The organism is Caballeronia sp. LZ035 (genome assembly GCF_031451175.1).
Lineage (GTDB): Bacteria > Pseudomonadota > Gammaproteobacteria > Burkholderiales > Burkholderiaceae > Caballeronia.
This window is the reverse complement of record NZ_JARUXS010000003.1, coordinates 918,812-941,135: the sequence shown is the minus strand read 5'-3', so window position 1 is coordinate 941,135 and position 22,324 is coordinate 918,812. Positions and strand designations below refer to the sequence as shown.

Sequence of the window (22,324 nt, the reverse complement as noted above, 5' to 3'; positions counted from 1 at the left end):
TCGGTCGCGCTGCAAGCCGACGATCTGGCCTATGTGATCTATACGTCCGGTTCCACCGGCAAGCCGAAGGGCGTCATGGTGCGTCACGGCGGCCTGACGAACTTTCTCGCGAGCATGCACGGCTGTCCGGGACTCGATTCGACCGATCGCTGGGTCGCCGTGACGTCGCTGTCCTTCGACATCGCGGCGCTCGAACTCTATCTGCCGCTCATGACCGGCGCGACGCTGATCGTCGCGGATCGCGAGACCGCGGGCGATGGCGCGGCGCTCGCGCGCCTGCTCGACGCTTCCCGCGCGACGGTGCTGCAAGCGACGCCGTCGACCTGGCGCATGCTCCTGCAGAGCCATACCCCGTGGCCCGCGCTCAAGGCGCTGTGCGGCGGGGAGGCGCTGCCGCGTGAGCTCGCCGATGCGCTGCTCGATCGCGGCGTGGCGCTGTGGAACATGTACGGCCCGACCGAGACGACGATCTGGTCGCTGCTCGGTCCAGTCGAGGCGGGACGCGACGCCGTGCCGCTCGGACGCGTCATCGCCCGTACCCGCGCCTACGTGCTCGACGATGCTGCCGCGCTGGTGCCGCAGGGCGTGGCGGGCGAACTTTATCTGGGCGGAGAAGGGCTGGCGCGCGGCTATCTCGGCCGCGCCGCGCTCACCGCTGAGCGCTTCGTACCCGATCCGTTCGCCACGGACGGCGGCAGGCTCTATCGCACCGGCGATCAGGTGCGCTGGCGGGCCGATGGTTCGCTCGACTATCTCGGACGGATCGACCATCAGGTGAAGATCCGTGGACATCGCATCGAACTGGGCGAAGTCGAGGCGGCGCTGAGCTCGCTTTCCGGTGTGACGCAAGCCGTCGCGAGCGCCTGCGATGGGCCGGCGGGTCAGCGGCTGGTGGCGTATGTGACGCTCGCGACGGACACGGAGGGCAATGCCGCGCCCGACGCGCAGACGCTGCGCGCCGCCGTCGCCGCGCGCCTGCCGGATTTCATGGTGCCGGGCGCGATCGTCGTGCTCGAGCGCTTTCCGCTCACGCCGAACGGCAAGGTCGACCGGCGCGCGTTGCCTGCACCGGATTTCAGCGCGGCCGATTACGAAGCGCCGCGCGGCGTCGTCGAAACGGCGCTGTCGGAAATCTGGCAAGCGTTGCTCGGCGCCGGACGCGTCGGGCGGCAGGACAACTTCTTCGCGCTCGGCGGCGACTCCATCGTGAGCCTGCAGGTCGTCGCGCGCATGCGTCGCGCGGGGTGGAAGATCACCGCGCGGCAATTGTTCGAGGCGCAGACGGTGGCCGCGCTCGCGGCGCTGGCCCAGCCGGAACAATCCGATGCACCCGCGCATCGCGGCTTCGATGGCGGCGCGCTGCGTCAGCAGGGCGTCGATCTGCCGTGGAACGACATCGAGGACATCTATCCGGCCACGCCGCTGCAAGGCGGTCTGCTGTTCCACAGCCTGCTCGAAGCCGGGCGCGGCGTGTACGTCAACCAGAAACGGCTGACCTTGCGCGGCGTTCTGGATCACGCGGCGATGCGGAACGCCTGGGCGAGCGCCACGGCGCGTCATCCGATTCTGCGCACGCATTTCACCTGGGCGCATGGCGGCGACGCGCTGCAAGTGGTGCGCAAGTCGGTTGCCACGCCTTATGCCGCCCACGACTGGTCCGCCGGCCCGCAAGCAACCTACGACGCGCGCCTGCAGGCATGGCTTGCCGACGATCTCGCACGCGGCTTCTCGCTGGAGTGCGCGCCGCTTCTGCGCATCAACGTATTCGCGCGACCCGACGGCGAGCACGACCTCGTCTGGACCGATCATCACGTGTTGCTCGACGGCTGGAGCGCGGCGCAGCTTTTCGGCGAAGTGCTGGAAACCGTGCGCGCGTCGACTGAGGAACGCGTGGCCGTCCTGGCGCCCGCCGTGCCGTATCGACGCTATGTCGACTGGCTTGCCGCGCGTGCCGGTTCCGCGTCCTGGTGGCAAGAGAAGCTGCGCACGCTCGACGATCCCGCCACGCTCACCGCGAGCCTGCCCGCGCCGTCGGCGGACTTGTCGAGCGCGGCCGTGCAGGCGCATGGCACGGTCGTGACGCAACTCGACGAGACGCTCGACGCCACGCTTGCGCAGCGACTGCGCGCGGCGGCGCAGCGTTGCCGCGTCACCTTCGGCACGCTGCTGCAGGGTGCCTGGGCCTTGCTGCTGTCACGCCATGGCAATCGCGATCAGGTCGCGTTCGGCGTGACGCTTTCCGGCCGCGAAAACGAACTGGCCGACACCGGCGCGATGCTCGGTCTGTTCATCAACAGCCTGCCAATGTGGGTGGACGTGCCGGCTGCGGCGTCCGTCGCGGGCTGGCTGCGCACGGTGCAACAGGAGGCGAGCGCGCTGCGCGAACACGAAGCCACGCCGCTGCGGGATGTGCAACAGTGGTCGGGGCGCAGCGGCGACGCGCTTTTCGACACCCTGTTCGTGCTCGAAAATTTCCCGATCGGCGAGGCGATCCGCCGTCATGACTCGACGCTTTCGCTGACGCATTTCGCCGTCATCGAGCAGACTCACTATCCCCTCGTGCTGGCTGTGCTGCCGGGCGAGGCGGGCGGCGCAACCACGCTGCGCTGGAAACACCAGCTTGCACGCCTCGATGCCGCGACGCTTGCCAGGCTGCGTGCCGCGTATGGCGCGATTCTCGCCCAGCTCGCCACGCTCGCGGATGACGCGGACGAGAACACCTTGCGCGTCGGAGCGATCACCCTGCCGCCAGACGGCGCAGCCGATGCAACCGTCACCGCGCCGGTACGCCACGCCTTCCGTCCCGCAATGACGCGCATCGCCGAACAAGCCGCGCTCGACCCGCTGCGCGCGGCGCTGCATTGCGAAGGCGAACGCGTGAGCTACGGCGAACTCGACGGCGCGTCCGATCACGTCGCACGCGCACTGCTCGCGCACGGCGTGGCCGCCGACGAACGCGTCGGGCTCTGCATCGAACGTTCGGGCGCGCTGGTCGCGGGTCTGCTCGGCATCCTCAAGTCAGGTGCGGCCTTCGTGCCGCTCGATCCGGCCTATCCCGCCGAGCGCCTCGCCTACATGATGGACGACGCGGGCGTGCGCTGCGTGCTGGCGGACCCGGACACTGCCCGGGCGCTTGCGGGCGTTCTGGAGACGCGCGTGGTCATCGAGACCGGCAGCGCCGGCGATATGGCTGCACGTGCGCGTCGTCCGGACCACGGGCCACGCGAGATCGCAACGGTTCATCCCGACCAGCTTGCCTACGTCATCTACACATCGGGTTCGACCGGCCGTCCCAAGGGCGTGGCGATCAGTCACGACAGCCTGAGCCAGCATCTCGACGACTTCATCGGTGCTTACGGGATCACCTCGGCCGACAAGCAATTGCAATCGTCGACCATCAATTTCGACGTCGCGCTGCACGAAATGCTGCCGGCGCTGTGCATGGGCGGCCAAGTGGAGATGCGTGGCCCGCAACAATGGGATCTCGCCGCGACGAGCCGTCATCTCGCTGACGAGCGCGTGACGTTCTCACGCATTCCGACAGCTTACTGGCAGCAATGGCTGCGCAATCCTCCGCCCGCGAGCGAACTCGCCGCGTTGCGCCAGATCACGGTCGGCGGCGAAGGCTTGCCGGGCGACGCGCTGCGGCAGTGGCGCGACGGTCCGCTCGCTCATATCCGTCTTGACAATCTCTATGGCCCGACCGAAACCACGGTCGCGTGCATGTATCGCGAAACGCGCGCGTCGGATATCGACTGCGCGGTGGTGTCGATCGGCGCGCCCTACGCGTCGCGGCGCGTGCACGTTGTCGATGCCTACGGACAGATCGCGCCGGTCGATGCGTTGGGCGAACTCGTCATCGGCGGCGCGACGCTGGCGCGCGGCTATCTGGAACGGCCCGCGCTCACGGCGGAAAAGTTCATCCCCGATCCGTTCGCCAATGACGGCTCGCGGCTCTATCGCACGGGCGATCTGTGCCGTCGCCGCGCGGATGGCCGTATCGATTTCCTCGGGCGGCTGGACCAGCAGGTCAAGCTGCGCGGCCTGCGCATCGAACTGGGCGAGATTGAAGCCGTGCTGCGTCAGATCGACGGCGTGCGCGAAGCGGTCGTCGCGCTGCGCGGCACGGGCGAGAGCAGTCGTCTGGTCGGCTACGTCGTCGCCGCGCAGAGCGCCGGCATCGCCGACGTGACATTGCGTCGCGCGCTCGAAGGCAAGCTGCCGGGGCATATGGTGCCCTCGTGCTTCGTGCATCTCGCGCGGATGCCGGTCATGCCGAACGGCAAGACCGATCGCAACGCATTGCCCGAACCGCCCGATGCCGGCGCACGCGAGCACGTTGCGCCGCGCACCGCCAATGAGGCAGCGCTGGTCGCCGTGTGGCGTCAGGTTCTCGGCCGCGAGAGCATCGGCGTGACCGATAATTTCTTTGAAGTGGGCGGCGATTCGATTCTCAGCTTGCGCATCATCGCGCATGCGGCGCAGGCAGGATTGAAGCTCACGCCGAAACAGATTTTCGACGCCCCCGATATCGAACGGTTGGCTGCGCTGGCGGTGCCGGTGCGCGCCACCTCGACCGAAGAGCGCCACCACGCATTGCCGCTCACGCCGATCCAGGCGACCTTCTTCGACCGTCATCCCGAGGGCGAGGCGCACTGGAATCAGGCGGTGCTGCTGCGCGCCGCATCGCTCGACATCGGTGCGCTGCGCCGCGCGCTCGATACGCTGGTGCGCCGCCACGACGCATTGCGTCTGCGCTTCGTCCGGCACGACGGCTGGCAGCAGCGGGTCGTCGCTCACGAGCCGCACGCCCTGCTCGATACCTTCGATCTACGCGCCGATGCCGATTGGCGCGCCGCGCTCGCGGGCACGGCGACGCGTCTTCACCGAAGCCTGCATCTTGCACACGGCCCGTTGCTGCGGGCAGCGGCCTTTCAGGTGCCGGGCGGCGCGCGTCTGCTGCTGACGATTCATCACCTCGCGGTGGACGGCGTGTCGTGGCGGGTTCTGCTCGACGAACTCGAACAGTTGTACGCGGCCGCGCTGCATGGCGAAACGTCGACGCTGCCGCCCGCCACGCCCTGGAGCGTATGGGTCGAGGCGCTGCATGAATACGCCGGATCGGCGCGCGTGAAGGCGTCGCTCGGCGCGTGGCGCGAGAGGATCGGCGCGGCCGTCGCACCGTTCGAGGCCGAGTCGCGCGGCGCGCCGCGTCAGACGCTCACGACCGCGCTTGGCGCGCAGTCGACGCGCGAACTGATCGACGAGGCCCGGCGGGTTTATCGCATGCCGCTCGACGAAGTGCTGCTCGCGGCGCTGCCGCATGCACTCGGCGTGGGCGAGCGCGCGTTGCTGGTCGCGCTGGAAAGTCACGGCCGCGAGTCGCTGCCGGAGGAGCTCGATATCAGCGGCACGGTCGGCTGGTTCACGACGCGTCATCCGCTGCGGCTCGCCGCACATGACGATCTCGCGCGGAGCCTCCTCGACACCAAGGCGTGCGTGCGCGCGGTGCCGGACAAGGGTTTCGAATGGGGCCTGCTGGCGCACTCGCCCGATGCGGCCGTGCGTGCGGAGGCGGGCGCGCTGCCAGCGCCGCGTGTCGGTTTCAACTACTTCGGCAATCTCGATCAGACCTTGCCGGCGTCGGGCGTGTTCGCGTTCGCCGACGAGGACTGCGGCGAGATGACGGCGGCGGCCGCCGCCCCGTTCGCACTCGACATCAATGCGCGCGTGCAGGACGGCGCGCTGTCGATTCGCTGGGACTTCGATCCCGATGTCATCGGCGTGGTCAGTGCGCGCGAGATCGCCGCGCGTTTCGAGGCGCGGTTGCGCGCGACGCTCGCGCATCTGAACATTGCGGCCCGCGTGCTGAGCGCGTCGGACTTCCCGATGCTGCGCGTGACGCCCGAACAATGGGCGCGCCTGGGCCTGGCGTCCGGTCCGGCCGATGCCATCGAAGATATCTATCCGGCTACGCCCGTCCAGCAAGGGCTGATTTTTCACGGGCTCGCGCAGCCCGACGCAGGTCTGTATGTCACGCAGAAGCGCATCACGCTCGCCGGCGCGCTCGACGCGCGTGCCATGCAGCGGGCCTGGCTCGACGCCGCGGCGCGGCATCAGGTGTTGCGCACGCGCTTCGAATGGCGCTACGGCGGTCCCGTGCTGCAAGTGGTATCGCCGCGCGCGCAGTTGCCCTTCGCCGTCCATGAGGATATGCCGCGCGACCCGCCGGCCTATGAAGCGGCGCTCGATAGCTGGCTGCACGACGATCTGCGCGCAGGATTCGACATCGAGTGCGCGCCGCTCGTGCGCGTGAACCTCTTCAAACGGCCCGATGGCGGTCATGATCTGGTGTGGACCGGCCATCATGCGATCACCGACGGCTGGAGCAGCGCCTTGCTGATGAGCGAGGTGATGGACGCGTACCGCGCCGCGTGCGGCGGCGTGACGCATGTGCCGCTGCCGCCGGTGCAGTACGCGCGCTACGTTGCCTGGCTCGACGCGCAACCGTCGTCGCGCGAATGGTGGGTCGCTCAGGCGGGCGATATCGACGCCTGCGGCACGCTCACCGACATGCCATCGACCAGAACGGACGGTGCGGCGGCGCCGGCCTTCGACTTCGAGCGGACGCTCGATGCGGCTTTCGTCTCGCGCCTGGAAGACGCCGCGCGACGTCATCAGGTCACGCTCAATACGCTGGTACAGGGCGCGTGGGCGCTGCTGCTCGCGCAGTCGACGGGACGCGAGCGCGCGGTCTTCGGCGTCACGGTGGCGGGCCGTCCGGCGGCGTTGCCGGGCGTGCAACGCATGCTCGGGCTGTGCATCAACAGCTTGCCGCTCTATGCGGACGTGCCGCGCCGCGCGGCATGCGGCGACTGGCTGCGCGGACTTCAGGCGTCCAACGTGGCGTTGCGCGAGCATGAGCACACGCCGCTGGCGTCGGTGCAGCAATGGCTCGGACGCACAGGCGGAGAACTGTTCGATTCGCTGCTCGTGTTCGAAAACTATCCAGTCGATGCCAGCTTGCGCGAAGCCGGCGACGGCTTGCGAGTAAGCGCTGCACGCGCGTTCGAGCGCACGCACTATCCGCTGACGCTGACCGTCTCAACCCAACCGGAGTTGAGCCTCGAATGGAGCGTGGATAGCGCGCGCGTCGGGCGTGATCGCGCGCAGCAACTCGCGGAGCGATTCGAGCGTTTGCTGCGCGCTTTGAGCGGCGACGCGGAGCGGCTCGGCGATATCGCTCTGCTCGATACGAGCGAAGCGACAGCGCTACTGAAGATGGGCCGTGGATACGAGGTTCATCGGCGTGCGCCGGTGCACGAATGGATCGCGCAGCAGGCCGCGCGCACGCCGGATGCACACGCGCTGATTCTGGACGACAGCACGCTCGATTACGCCACGCTTGATGCCCGCGCGAATCGTCTGGCGCATCGGCTGATTGCGCAGGGCGTGCGCGGCGAGACGCGCGTGGGCATTGCGCTGGAACGCTCGCTTGACATGGTGGTGGGGCTGCTGGCGATTCTCAAGGCGGGCGGCGCGTATGTGCCGCTCGATCCGGACTATCCGGCCGAGCGCATTGCCTACATGGTGCAGGACAGCGGCATCGGCCTGTTGTTGAGCGAGACGCGCGTGCTGGCGAAACTGCCCGCACTCGATGTGCGCCATGTGTCAGTGGAGGACGAAGCGGGGCCGTCGCATGCGCCGGACGTGCGCATTCACGATCGACAACTGGCGTATGTGATCTATACGTCGGGTTCGACGGGGCGTCCCAAGGGCGTGGCGATCTCGCACGATGCGCTGGCGCGCCACGCGCAGGTGTCGATCGACTTTGCGAGCTTGTCGAGCCGGGATCGCGTGCTGCAATTCTCGACGATCAACTTCGATGGTTTCATCGAGCAGTTGTTTCCCTCTCTGTGCGCGGGCGCGGCGGTGGTGTTGCGCGGGGCGGACTTGTGGAGCAGCGAGGAGTTCGCGGTGCGCGTGAAACGCCACGGCATCACGGTGGCCGATCTGCCGACGGCGTACTGGCATGTGCTGGTGCAGGAGTTGACGCGAGGCGAGGAGGTTCAGGACGCGTTGGAAACGCTCCGGGAAGTACACGCCACGGGCGAGGCGATGCCGCTGGAGGGTCTGCGCCGCTGGCGCGAGAGCGCCACGCTTGCGCCGATCCGTCTGCTCAACACGTACGGTCCGACCGAGACGGCGATCACCGCGAGCGCGTTCGAGGCATCGGAGGCGACGCTCGACGCTCTGCCGGGGCTGGTGCCGATCGGCCGGGCGCTGGGCGCGCGCGCGCTGTACGTGCTGGGGCCGGACATGAGTTTGACGCCGCGCGGCGCGATCGGCGAACTGGCGATCGGGGGTGAATTGCTGGCGCGCGGGTATCTGAATCGCGCGGGGCTGAGCGCGGAGCGTTTCGTGCCGGACCCGTTCGCGGGCGAGGGTGCGCGCATGTATCGCACGGGCGACCTGGTGCGCTGGCGCGAGGATGGACAACTCGAATACGCGGGTCGTATCGATCATCAGGTGAAGCTGCGCGGTTTCCGGGTGGAACTGGGGGAGATCGAAGCGCGTTTGCTGGCACAGGAAGGGGTGCGCGAAGCGGTGGTCTCGACGCAGGGCAGTGGGATATCGCAGCGTTTGATCGGCTATGTGACGGGACACAACGCGCTCGATGGCGATGCATTGCGCCGCGCACTGGCCGAAGTCTTGCCGGAATACATGGTGCCGGCAGGGGTGATGGTGCTGGACGCGATGCCGATGACGCCCAACGGCAAGCTGGATCGCAAGGCGCTGCCACAGCCGCATTGGGAGCCGCGCGAATCCACTCCGCCGCAGGGCGGGACGGAGCAGCAGCTTGCTGCGATCTGGAGCGACGTGCTGGGTGTGGAGCGCATCGGACGCGACGACAACTTCTTCGCGCTCGGCGGCGATTCGATCCTGAGCCTGCAGATCATTGCGCGTATGCGTCAGATCGGCCTGTCAACTACGCCCCGGCAATTGTTCGACGCGCAGACCGTGGCGCTGCTCGCGCAAGTGGTGTCGCACGCGGAGTCGCGCATCGTCGCAGACGATGCACCAAAAGGCGACCTGCCGTTGTTGCCGATCCAGCGCGACTTCTTCGAAATGGATGTGCCCGAGCGCCACTACTGGAACCAGGCCATCCTGCTGCGCACCCCGCCGAAGGTCGACGTGGACGGGCTGCGTCGCGCGTTGCTCGCGGTGAGCGGGCATCATCCGGCGTTCCGTCTGCGTTTCGTCGAACGCGATGGCGTTTGGACCCAGACTCACGCACAGGATGCGGCCACGGCGGACATGCTATGGGAGCGTCATCTCGACGATCCGGCTTCGCTGGCCTCGCTGTGCGAAACCGCCCATGCGAGCCTCGATCTGACGCACGGCCCGCTGCTGCGCGCGATGCTCGTGCATCTTCCAGATGGCTCCCCGAGACTATTGCTCACCGCGCATCATCTGGTGGTGGATGGTGTGTCGTGGCGCGTGATCGTCGACGATCTTCAACGCGTCTATGAAGGCGGCGCGCCCGCGCCGCGCGGATCGTCCTTCGCGACGTGGGCCCGCCGCCTGCCCGCGCACGCCTGCAGCGCCGAGACACGCGCCGAACTCGCTTACTGGCGCGCGCTCGATGCGCCCGCCAATTTGCCGGCCGACGTGCCGGGCGACACGAGCGGCGGACCCGCGCGCGTCGGCGACAGCGCGCGTATCGAACGCGTCCTCGACGCCGAAGCAACCCGCCGCCTGTTGCAGGACACGCCCGCCGCGTTCCGCACGCATATCAACGACCTGCTGCTGACGGCCCTTGGCCGCGCCTTATGCGACTGGACCGGGCACGATGCCGTGCTGGTCGACATCGAAGGTCATGGACGCGAGCCGCTGTTCGACGATGTCGATCTGAGCCGCACCGTCGGCTGGCACACGAGCGTCTTCCCGGTCGCGCTTGCGGCGTGCGGCGAGCGTGCGACGGCGCTGCGGCGCGTCAAGGAGATGCTGCGTGCAGTCCCGCGCCACGGTATCGGCGCGGGACTGCTGCGTTACGTCGGCGAGCCTGGGGATCGCGCCGTCATGGCTGGCCTTGCGCGCCCGCAGGTCGTGTTCAATTACCTCGGTCAGTTCGATACGGCATTCGATGCGCAGGACGACGGCTGGGCCATTGCGGGCGAGTCCGTCGGTTCGACGCTCGCGGCCAGCGCGCCGCTCACGCACGCGCTGTCCGTCGATGCCAAGGTGACGCAGGGCCGCTTGTCGATCGCGTTCGGCTACAGCGCCGCGCGTCATCGCGCGGCGACGATTGAAACGCTGGCCGCGCACGTCGAGCGCGAACTGCTGGCGCTGATCGACCTGTGCGCCGAAACGGCAGGCGCGGCCACGCCGTCCGACTTCCCGCTGGCGGCCCTCGACACGGCGGCCCTCGACAGTCTCGCGCTGCCGTGGCGCGACGTCTACGACCTCTATCCGCTTTCGCCGATGCAGGCCGGCATGATGTTCCACGCGATGCTGGATGCGCAGGCGTCGGTCTATTTGAATCAGGCGCGCGTCGATATCGACGGACTCGATACGGCGCGCTTCGAAGCCGCCTGGCGCGCAGTGACGGCGCGGCACGACATCCTGCGCACCGGCTTTCTGCAACGCGGCGGCGAGTTGCTCCAATGGGTCTCGAAACGCGCTGTCGCACCGTTCGAGCATCTGGACCTGCGTGGCGATGCCGAGCGCACCGCCGTTCTCGACGCGCTCGCGCGGCGTGAACTGGAAGCAGGCTTCGATCTGGAGCGCCCGCCGCTGCAACGCTTCGTGCTGGCACGCATCGGGGATCGGCGTCATCACCTGATCTGGACCAGCCATCATCTGCTGCTCGATGGCTGGAGTGCCGCGCAACTGATGAGCGAGGTGCTGCGTCACTATGCCGGCGAGACGCTGCCCGCCGTGCCGGGGCGCTTCCGCGACTACATCGCATGGCTCGGGAAGCAAGATGCTCGCGCAAGCGACGCGTTTTGGCGCGGCGCGCTCGTTGAGGTCGATGGACCGACCCGGCTGGCGCGCGTCGAAACACCGCCGACCAGCGTGGATTCGAGCTTTGCACGTCTGCACGAGAGCTTCGACGCGGCGCTCACCGCCGAGTTGAACGCGTTCGCCAAGCAGGAGCGCGTCACGGTGAATACGCTTGTTCAGGGCGCGTGGGCCGAACTGCTGCATCAGCAGACCGGACAGCGCACGGTGAGCTTCGGTGCGACCGTCGCCGGTCGTCCGGGCGAGCTCGCGCAGGCGCACACCCTGATCGGCCTGTTCATCAATACCTTGCCGGTGACCAGCACGCGAGCGCCGTCGATGCGAGTCGGCGCGTGGCTGCGCGCCTTGCAGGAGCGCGCGCTTGCCGCTCGCGAATTCGAGCACACGCCGCTCGGCGACATTCAGAAGGCCGCGGCGTGCGGGCAAGCGCCCTTGTTCGACAACATCGTCGTGTTCGAAAATTTCCCCGTCGATGCAGTGCTGAAGTCGTCCGCGCCGGGCGGGTTATCGTTCGACAACTACGTCAACGAGGAAGAAACCCATTACCCGTTGACGCTCACGGTATTGCACGGCTCAAGTCTGCGCGTGCGGCTGAGTTACCGGACCGACGCCTTCGACGCCGCGCAGGCCGGGCGTCTGCTGGCGCGATTCGGCGCGATCCTGCGCGGCTTCCTGCGTGACGCGGACCAGGCCGTGGCCGAAGCCGCGATGCTGCCGCCGGCGGAACGCGACGCGCTGCTTGCACGGGGTCATGGCGCGGCGGGGGACGGCGAAGCCGCACTCGTACACGAGCGCGTGTCCGCCCAGGCGCGCCTCACGCCGGAAAAGATCGCGCTGGTTTGCGGCGGCGACGCCCTGCGCTACGACGAACTCGATGCGCGCGCCAACCGGCTGGCACATCGGCTGATTGAAGCGGGCGTCGGCAGCGAAATGCTCGTGGGCATCGCGCTGACGCGTTCGGCGCACATGGTGGTCGCCGTGTTGGCCGTGTTGAAGTGCGGCGCGGCGTATGTGCCGCTTGATCCGGACTATCCCGCCGAACGTCTGGCATGGATGATCGAAGACAGCGGACTGCGATTCGTGCTGCGCTCCGGTGACGTCGCACTGCCTTCTCTCGATGATGGAATCGCCGTGCTCGACCCTGTCGCAGCGGGCGATGCATCGATGCCTTCACACGCACCGGCGATCACGGTGCATCGCGAGCATCTCGCCTACGTCATCTACACGTCCGGTTCGACGGGCAAACCCAAGGGCGTCATGGTGCGTCATGGCGGGCTGGCGAATTTTCTGTCGAGCACGGCGTGCAGTCCGGGCCTCGACGCTGACGATCGATGTGTGGCGGTGACATCGCTGTCGTTCGATATCGCCGCGCTGGAACTGTATCTGCCGCTCACCGTGGGTGCGGCGCTGATCGTCGCGCCGCGCGAGACCACCCGCGATGGCGCGGCGCTCGCCGCGCTGCTGCGCGAGGCACGTGCGACCGTGCTGCAATCGACTCCGGCGACCTGGCGCATGCTGCTCGCGAGCGGCGCGCCGTGGCCCGCGCTCAAGGGCTTGTGCGGAGGCGAAGCCTTGCCGCCGGATCTCGCGCAGGCGTTGCTCGCGCATGGCGTCGAACTGTGGAACATGTACGGCCCGACCGAGACGACCATCTGGTCGATGCTCGGTCCCGTGACCGATCCGGCTGCGCTGACGCTCGGCGACGCCATGTCGCGTACTCGCGCGTACGTGCTCGATAGCGAGGGCGAACTGGTGCAGGCGGGCGTGCCGGGCGAGCTCTGCCTGGGTGGCGAAGGACTTGCGCGCGGCTACTGGCGGCGCGCGCCGCTCACCGCCGAGCGTTTCGTGCCCGATCCGTTCGCGGGCGGCGGCGCGCGCCTGTATCGCACCGGCGATCTGGTGCGCTGGCGCGATGACGGCACGCTCGACTATCTCGGCCGGATGGATCATCAGGTCAAGATTCGTGGTTATCGGATCGAACTGGGCGAGGTCGAGTCAGCGCTGGCGGCGTGCGAAGGCGTCGGGTCGGCCGTGGTGGTCGCGCGCGAAGGTCCGGGAGGCATGCGTCTGGTCGGCTATATCACGCATCGGCAACACGCGTCCGCCGTGGTTGCGGATGTGGCCCGGCTGCGTGCGGCGCTCGCGCACAGCCTGCCCGGCTACATGATTCCCGGCGCGATCGTGGCGCTCGATACCTTGCCGCTCACACCGAACGGCAAGGTGGATCGCCGTGCGCTCCCCGCACCCGACGACGGCGCCGCAGACTACGACGCACCGCGAGGCGAAACCGAGCACGCGCTCGCCGCGATCTGGCGCGAGGCGCTGCAACTGGACCGCGTCGGACGCAACGACGATTTCTTCGCGCTCGGCGGCGACTCGATCCTGAGTCTGCGCGTCGCGGCGAAAGCCGTGGCTGCGGGGCTGCCCGTCACGCCGCGTCTGCTGTTCGCGCATCCGCACATCGCGGCGCTGGCGCGCGCCTGTGTCGAGGCGCCGCGCGTACCGGCGCTCGTGCCGGTGCAGAGCGAAGCGGCGGCGGACGGCGCGCGCGTGCTGCCGATGTCGCATGCGCAGCAGCGGTTGTGGTTCATGTGGAATCTGGAGCCCGACAGCCGCGCCTATCACATTGGCGGTGCGGTGCGATTGCATGGCGAACTGGATTTCGATGCGCTCGCCGCGGCCTTGGCGCAGTTGGTCGCGCGTCACGAAGCGTTGCGCACGACCTTGCGCGAAATCGAAGGCGCGGGGCCGTGCCAGATCGTGCATGCATCGCTTGCGCCGGAGTTCCGGATCGTCGAGTCGGACGACCTGCGTTCGGCCGCCGACGCTTTCGTGGCGACGCCCTTCGATCTCGAGCGCGGACCGTTGCTGCGCGCGGCGCTCGTCAGGGAAGCGGCGCATCGGAACGTGCTGGTCGTGTCGATGCATCACGCGGTGTCGGATGGCTGGTCGGTGCAAGTGCTGCTCGATGACGTCGTCGAGCTTTATGCCGCAGCGACGGCGAAACGCGCACCGCGCCTGCCGGCTTTGCCGGTGCAGTACGGCGATTATGCGGTATGGCAGCGCCGCTGGCTGGACGACGGCGAGCGTGAGCGTCAGCTCTCGTACTGGCGCGATGCGCTGGGCACCGCGCATCCGGTGCTCGAATTGCCTGCCGACACAACGCGTCGCGCCGAGGGCGATGCGCGCGCCGCGCGTCTGCGGCACGAACTTCCGGTGGCGTTGAGCGAGCGGGTGCGGGCGCTCGCCGCGACGCGCGCCACGACGCCTTATGTCGTGCTGCTCGCCGCGTTTCATGCGCTGCTGCATCGTTTGAGCGGCGAGCGCGACATACGCGTCGGCGTGCCGGTCGCCAATCGCGAACGGCCCGAGGTCGCGCCGCTGATCGGCTTCTTCGTCAATACCCAGGTCATGCGTGCGCGTTTCGACACGGACCTCACACTCGATGCGCTCATCGAGCAGACGCGCCGCGCTGCGCTGGGCGCGCAGGCGCATCAGGACTTGCCGTTCGAGGCGCTGGTCGAGGCGCTGCGGCCGGAACGCAGCCTCGCGTCGACGCCGCTGTTCCAGGTGATGTTCAATCACCAGAAGACCGACTATCGCGCGCTGTCGCAATGGCCGGGGCTGGAAGTGGAAGCGCTGACGATCGGCGATGGCGATGCCCAGTTCGACCTGACGCTCAATGTCACCGAGTCGGCCACGGATGGACTGATCGCCGAGATGAGCTATGCGTGCGCGGTGTGGCCGGAGCAGTCCGTCGAGCGCTGGATGCGTCAATACGAGACGCTGCTGCATGCGATGACGGCGGACGGATCGGTTCGCGTCGGCGATATCGCTCTGCTCGATACGAGCGAAGCGACAGCGCTACTGAAGATGGGCCGTGGATACGAGGTTCATCGGCGTGCGCCGGTGCACGAATGGATCGCGCAGCAGGCCGCGCGCACGCCGGATGCACACGCGCTGATTCTGGACGACAGCACGCTCGATTACGCCACGCTTGATGCCCGCGCGAATCGTCTGGCGCATCGGCTGATTGCGCAGGGCGTGCGCGGCGAGACGCGCGTGGGCATTGCGCTGGAACGCTCGCTTGACATGGTGGTGGGGCTGCTGGCGATTCTCAAGGCGGGCGGCGCGTATGTGCCGCTCGATCCGGACTATCCGGCCGAGCGCATTGCCTACATGGTGCAGGACAGCGGCATCGGCCTGTTGTTGAGCGAGACGCGCGTGCTGGCGAAACTGCCCGCACTCGATGTGCGCCATGTGTCAGTGGAGGACGAAGCGGGGCCGTCGCATGCGCCGGACGTGCGCATTCACGATCGACAACTGGCGTATGTGATCTATACGTCGGGTTCGACGGGGCGTCCCAAGGGCGTGGCGATCTCGCACGATGCGCTGGCGCGCCACGCGCAGGTGTCGATCGACTTTGCGAGCTTGTCGAGCCGGGATCGCGTGCTGCAATTCTCGACGATCAACTTCGATGGTTTCATCGAGCAGTTGTTTCCCTCTCTGTGCGCGGGCGCGGCGGTGGTGTTGCGCGGGGCGGACTTGTGGAGCAGCGAGGAGTTCGCGGTGCGCGTGAAACGCCACGGCATCACGGTGGCCGATCTGCCGACGGCGTACTGGCATGTGCTGGTGCAGGAGTTGACGCGAGGCGAGGAGGTTCAGGACGCGTTGGAAACGCTCCGGGAAGTACACGCCACGGGCGAGGCGATGCCGCTGGAGGGTCTGCGCCGCTGGCGCGAGAGCGCCACGCTTGCGCCGATCCGTCTGCTCAACACGTACGGTCCGACCGAGACGGCGATCACCGCGAGCGCGTTCGAGGCATCGGAGGCGACGCTCGACGCTCTGCCGGGGCTGGTGCCGATCGGCCGGGCGCTGGGCGCGCGCGCGCTGTACGTGCTGGGGCCGGACATGAGTTTGACGCCGCGCGGCGCGATCGGCGAACTGGCGATCGGGGGTGAATTGCTGGCGCGCGGGTATCTGAATCGCGCGGGGCTGAGCGCGGAGCGTTTCGTGCCGGACCCGTTCGCGGGCGAGGGTGCGCGCATGTATCGCACGGGCGACCTGGTGCGCTGGCGCGAGGATGGACAACTCGAATACGCGGGTCGTATCGATCATCAGGTGAAGCTGCGCGGTTTCCGGGTGGAACTGGGGGAGATCGAAGCGCGTTTGCTGGCACAGGAAGGGGTGCGCGAAGCGGTGGTCTCGACGCAGGGCAGTGGGATATCGCAGCGTTTGATCGGCTATGTGACGGGACACAACGCGCTCGATGGCGATGCATTGCGCCGCGCACTGGCCGAAGTCTTGCCGGAATACATGGTGCCGGCAGGGGTGATGGTGCTGGACGCGATGCCGATGACGCCCAACGGCAAGCTGGATCGCAAGGCGCTGCCACAGCCGCATTGGGAGCCGCGCGAATCCACTCCGCCGCAGGGCGGGACGGAGCAGCAGCTTGCTGCGATCTGGAGCGACGTGCTGGGTGTGGAGCGCATCGGACGCGACGACAACTTCTTCGCGCTCGGCGGCGATTCGCTGCGCGCAATGCAGGTCATGTCGCGGATCCGCGCGCGCTTCGGCGCTGCGCCGCCGCTGCGCTCGATGTTCACCGCGCCGACACTCGCCGCGATCGCCTCGCATGTCGCGCGGGCCCAAGTCAGCGATGCGCCCGCCTTGCAGGCCGTCGCACGGACCGCGCGCATGCCGTTGTCGCCGGCGCAGTATCGCCTGTGGCTTGCCGAGCGCCTTGCCGCGCCCGGCTCGGCGTCGTACACGATCGCCGCGGCGGTCGAGGTGACGGGCGCGCTGTCGATCGCGCGTGTCGAGCGCGCGCTTGCCGAACTCGTCGCGCAGCATGAAATCCTGCGCACGACCTATCCCGACGACGACGGCGTGCCTTACGCACGCATCGCGCCGGCGCATGAGGCACACGTCGAGGTGCCGTTCACGGACTTGCGCGGCCTGACCGACGCGCACGCCGAGGCGCGCGTCAGCGAGGCGATCGAGGCGGCGCAGCACACTCGTTTCGCGCTCGCCGATGGACCGCTTTTCGCGGTCGCCGTACTGCGGCGTGACGCGTCGCGGCATGTCATCACCTTCGCGACGCATCACATCATTTCGGATGGCTGGTCGATGAGCGTGCTGGTCGAGGCCTTCGCCGAACGCTATCGCGCGCGGCAGCCAATCGAGACTCCGCCGCTGCAATACGCGGACTACGCCGCATGGCAGGAGGCCGCACTGAGCGGCGCGGCGGGCGAAGCGGAACGCGTCTACTGGCAGCGCTATCTCGACGGCGCACCGCGTGCGTTGCAGTGGCGCGATGCCGCCGCGCGCCCGCCGGTCGCATCGCAGCAGGGCGACGCCATCGCGTTCGCGCTACCCGCGGCGTTGTCGGCGCGTATCGACGACTTCGCCGCCCAACGCGGCATCACCGCTTATGCGGCGTTGCTGGCGAGCTTCGAATTGCATCTGCATCGCGTCACCGGCATGCACGATCTGCTGCTCGGCACCGATGTCGCGGGACGAGAGCGCGTCGAGCTCGAATCCATGCTCGGCTTCTTCGTCAACGTGCTGCCGTTGCGTTCGCGCTGGAGCGGCGGGCACACGCACGGTTTCGGCGCGTATGCCGCGAAGCGTCAGGACGAACTGCTCGACGTGTTCGCGCATCAGGCGCTGCCGTTTGACCGGATCGTGGAGGCGGCGGGCGTGCGCCGCGACCCGTCGCGCAACGCACTCGTGCAGGCGCTTTTCGTCTTGCAGAACACGCCATCCGACGCGCTCTCGCTCGATGGTCTCGCCGTGCGCACGCTCGACGTGCCGAGCCGTCATTCGAAATTCGACATGGCGCTCTTCGTGCATCGCGGCACGCACGGCTGGCGCGGCGAATGGGTGTTCGCGACGCCTCTGTTCGAGCGCACGGCCATCGCCCGCCAGCTATCGGCGTGGACACAACTTCTGGAGGAACTCGTGAACGATCCCGACAAGGCGCTCGACACGCTCATGACCCCGCCGGTTCAGGCGGACCGGTCCACCGCCGACGCGATCCGCCCCCGCGACAACACGCTCGGCAAGCTGGACAAGCTCAAGGCGCTTCGCGCCCGACATGCCCCCGCGACTGCCACGGCAACCGCTACGCCCGCGACACCCGCCGCCGGTCGCGCACCGCGCGCACTCGTGCGGATCGGCGAGTTGCAGCCTGGCCGCCGATTGCCCGCGCTGGTCGAACCGTTGCGCCGCGATCTGGATCCGGAGGTCTGGGCGGCGGCGCATCGCGCGCAGATCGACACGCTGCTTGGCGAGCATGGCGCAATTCTGTTTCGCGGCTTCGCGCTGAACGATCCGCAGCAGTTCGAGGCTTTCGTGGAGGCGATGTCGCCGCGTCTGTATGGAGCGTACGGCGATCTGCCGAAGAAGGAGGGCGGCCGTAACACCTATCGTTCGACGCCGTATCCCGAGCGCGAAATGATCCTTTACCACAACGAGAGTTCGCACACCGGACGTTGGCCGTACAAGCAGTGGTTCTATTGCGAGCTGCCGTCCCGAACCGGCGGCGCGACGCCGGTCGCCGACGGGCGCGACATGCTGCGGGCGCTGCCGGCGGCGCTGGTCGACAAGCTCGCATCGAAGGGACTGCTCTATGTCCGCACTTTCACACCCGATCTCGACGTCTCATGGCAGGACTTCTTCAGGACGAGCGATGCCGCCGAGGTCGAAGCCCGTTGCCGCGCGGGGGGAGTCGCCTTCGAGTGGTTCGGCGAGGTGTTGCAGACCCGCACGCGCGCACCCGCGGTGATCACGCATCCCTTCACCGGCGAGCGGGTTTTCTTCAATCAGATCCAGCTGCATCACCCGTATTTCCTCGATGCCGCCGTGCGGCGCGATCTGCTCGAACTCGTCGGCGTCTCGCGCCTGCCGCGCAACGTCTGCTACGGCGATGGCACGCCCATCGACGAGGCCGCCGTCAGGCTGATCGGCGACGCCTACGAGGCTTGCGCCATCCGCTTCGACTGGCAGCGCGGCGACGTGCTGATGGTCGACAACATGCTCGCCGCGCATGCCCGCGATCCTTACGAGGAGCCGCGCCGCATCGTCGTGGCAATGGCGGAGATGTACCGGCTGGACGGCGCGGGCCGCTGCGTCGAGATCGGCGGGAACCCCGCCGAAGCAAGCACGCTGACTTCCACGGGGGAATCGTTCGATGTCTGATACAGGTCTTGACTGGAACGGCGACGAGAGCCGTCCCCTTGCGGCGGAACAACAACTGCTGCTCGACGGCTCGAACGCGCGCGCGCCGTTGATGCTCGCGTTCTCGCTTCCCGCCGGTTTGTCGCGCGATACGCTGCTCGACGCCTTCGAGGCGAGCTGCGCCGGGCACGATGTGTTCGACGCGGATATCGGACCCGTGGCCGGATTCCGCGGCTTGCGCTGGATCGGCACGAGCGGTTCCGGACCGCGCGTCGAGTGGCGCGAGCACGACGACAACACGCCCCCACGCGCCGCGCTGCAACTGCGCTGGCGGCGCATCGACGATACGCGCGCCCGGCTCGGCGTGACGGCTTCGCCGTTGCGGCTCGATGCGCCGAGCCTGTGCGTCATCGTCGGCGAGGCGCTCGAGCGCGTGGCGGGCGCAAGTGCCGAACGGGCGGACGACGGGTTGCCGTATGGCCATCTGCTCGAATGGCGCGATGCGCTCGAGGACGACGAGAGCCGTCCGGAGGGCGTCGGCTACTGGCGCGACTGGTTGACGCGCACGGCAACCGGCGATGCGCTCGCGCTGCCGTTGCGCCGCATGCGCCCGGTGCAAGACGCGCCGTCAGCGCCGGATCGCGTACACACGATCCTCGACGATACCGCCGCCGCGCATTGGAGCGAATTCTGCCGCACGCACGGCTATCGGCCGGGCGATGCGCTGGAAGGGGTCTGGTGGATGCTGCTCGCGCGCATCGGCGCGCAGTCGCGCATCGCCGGCGCAACCGTCCACGATTGCCGCGACGATTACGAGCCGCTGGCGGGCGCGATCGGTGTGTATCGGCGCATGCTGCCGCTCATGCTCGACATCGACCGGCACAGCACGCTCGATGCAGTGCTGCGCCAGCGCGATGCGCTGCTCGACGCGCATCGTCAATGGCAGGAATGCTGTCCGGCCGAGGCCGAGTCCGAGGCGCTCGCAAGGTTTCTGCGTGCGTCCTTCGAGTATGCCGACATGCCTGCGTGGGCGGCCGGCGACATCGAACGTTTCGATGCTGCGGGCCATCCGTCCGAACTCGCGCTGTTCGCGTGCGCGGGAGCATCGGGCGGGCCACTCGTGCTTTCGCTCGCCTACGACACTTCGCGCTACGACGCCGCGACGGCGCGCGTGCTGCTCGACCAGTACGCCAGCACGCTGTCGCGGCTGCCGTTCGACGCAGCGGCGACCGTCGCGCGCCTGCCGCTCGGCGATGCCTCCGTCGACCGCCCCGGCGAGTTGCGTGGCCCGGTGCGCGCGTTCCCGGATGCCACGATCCTCGACGCGATAGCACGCCATGCCCGGACCACGCCCGATGCGCCTGCCCTCCGTGCCGACGACCTGACGCTCGGCTATGCGCCGTTGTGGTCAGCCGTCGAAGCCGGGGCACGCCGTCTGCGGCGCTGCGGCGTCGTTCCGGGCGATGTGGTCGGCATTGCGATGCCGCGCTCGGGCCGGCAGGTGCTGGCGCTGCTGTCCGTCATGCGGGCAGGCGCGGCATATCTCCCGATCGAACCGGGCTGGCCGGACGGACGGCGTGACGCCATCGTCACGAGCGCGCGGCCGCGCCTCGTGCTGGACGCGTTCGGGCACGAACCCGGCGAGCCGGACGGCGCGGACCTGCCGCCCGTCGCGGATCGCGCGAACGCGTACGTGATGTTTACGTCGGGTTCGACTGGTACGCCCAAGGGCGTGCCGGTGACGCACGAAGCGCTCGCCAACTACGCCGCTGCCGTCAGCGAAGCGGCCGGGTTCGAACGCTGCCGCGTCTTTGCCGCGACCTCGACGCTCGCCGCCGATCTCGGCAACACGACGCTTTTCGGTGCGTTCGTCACCGGCGGCTGTATCGCAGTCGCGACGGCGGACGACATGGCGAGCGCGCCCTCGTTCGGGCGCTTTCTGTCGTCGCGTCAGGTCGACTGCGTAAAGTTCGTGCCATCGCATCTGGACGCGCTGCTGGGCGACGCGCCCGCCTATGTGCCGGCCACCGTGGTGCTCGGCGGCGAAGCCGCGCGACCCGCGCTGTTGGCAAAGCTGCGGACGGCAAAGCCGTCGGTGCGCCTCTTCAATCACTACGGGCCGACCGAGACGACGGTCGGCGTGCTGGTGCATGAAGTGCCGCTCGACGCATTGTTCGATGGCGATCCCGGCATGGCCTTGCCGCTCACGCACGTGCTCGCCAACAACCTGGTGCGTGTCGTCGACGAGGATGGCAAGCCGGCGCCGGCGGGCGCGGCTGGCGAATTGCAGGTGGGCGGCCGGCAGCTGACGCCCGGTTATCTCGGCGCAGCGAACCCGGACGCATTCGTCACCGAGGCGGCAACCGGCGAGCGTTTCTACGCCACCGGCGACTTCGTGCTGCGCTTGCCGTCGGGCGAACTGCGATGGCTCGGACGTACCGACGATCAGGTCAAGATCCGTGGTCACCGCATCGAACCGGGCGAAGTGGAGGCGGCGTGCCGTTCGCTGCCGGACGTCGCGCAGGCGGTCGTCATGCCGATCGGCGAAGCGTCCTCGCGCGTGCTCGCCGCATGGTGCGTTCCGGCATCCGGTGCCCAACTCGACGTGCAGACGCTGCGGCACGCGCTCTCGCAGGCGCTCCCCGATGCGTGGGTGCCGGCGCATGTAATGATCGCTGCCGCCTTGCCACGGCTCGCGAACGGCAAGATCGACCGCCGCGCGTTGCCGCTGCCGGAGCAGGCGGCGGCAACGGGCGTGACGCCAGCCGGCGGCATCGAGACTGTGCTCGCGCGGACGATGGCCGAACTGCTCGGGCGTACCCGGATAGGTGTCACGGACGACTTCTTCGCCTTCGGCGGCGACTCGTTGCTGGTGATCCGGCTCGTGTCGCGCGTCGCCGAACGCTTGCGCGTCGAGATGCTGCCTGGGCTGGTTTTCGCGCATCCGAATGTGCGTGCGCTCGCTACGGCGCTGCAAGCCTCGCAGGTTGACCCGGACGGGCTCGAGCGGCTCGCACAGGCGCGTTTGAAGCTCGATGCGATGACCCCGGAGGCTCGCGCCGCCATGCTCGAACAGGCCCGCAGGAAAGCACACGGCGAAGCATCGGCGACGCGCTGA

At 68.5% G+C, this 22,324-nt stretch carries 2 protein-coding genes (1 of these 2 only partly in view); both read left to right on the top strand.

Translation table 11 applies throughout. The features are described from left to right. Window positions 1-19,227, top strand: the 3' portion of a protein-coding gene (locus QCE88_RS27025; protein ID WP_309907946.1) for a non-ribosomal peptide synthase/polyketide synthase. 6,993 nt of this gene lie to the left of the window's left edge; only the last 19,227 of its 26,220 coding nucleotides appear in the window; its start codon lies beyond the left edge, outside the window; its stop codon occupies window positions 19,225-19,227. Continuing rightward, window positions 19,220-22,324: an AMP-binding protein gene (locus QCE88_RS27020; RefSeq protein ID WP_309907945.1), complete on the top strand. Its 3,105-nt coding sequence runs from the start codon at window positions 19,220-19,222 to the stop codon at window positions 22,322-22,324. Before QCE88_RS27025 ends, QCE88_RS27020 begins: the two co-directional genes overlap by 8 nt.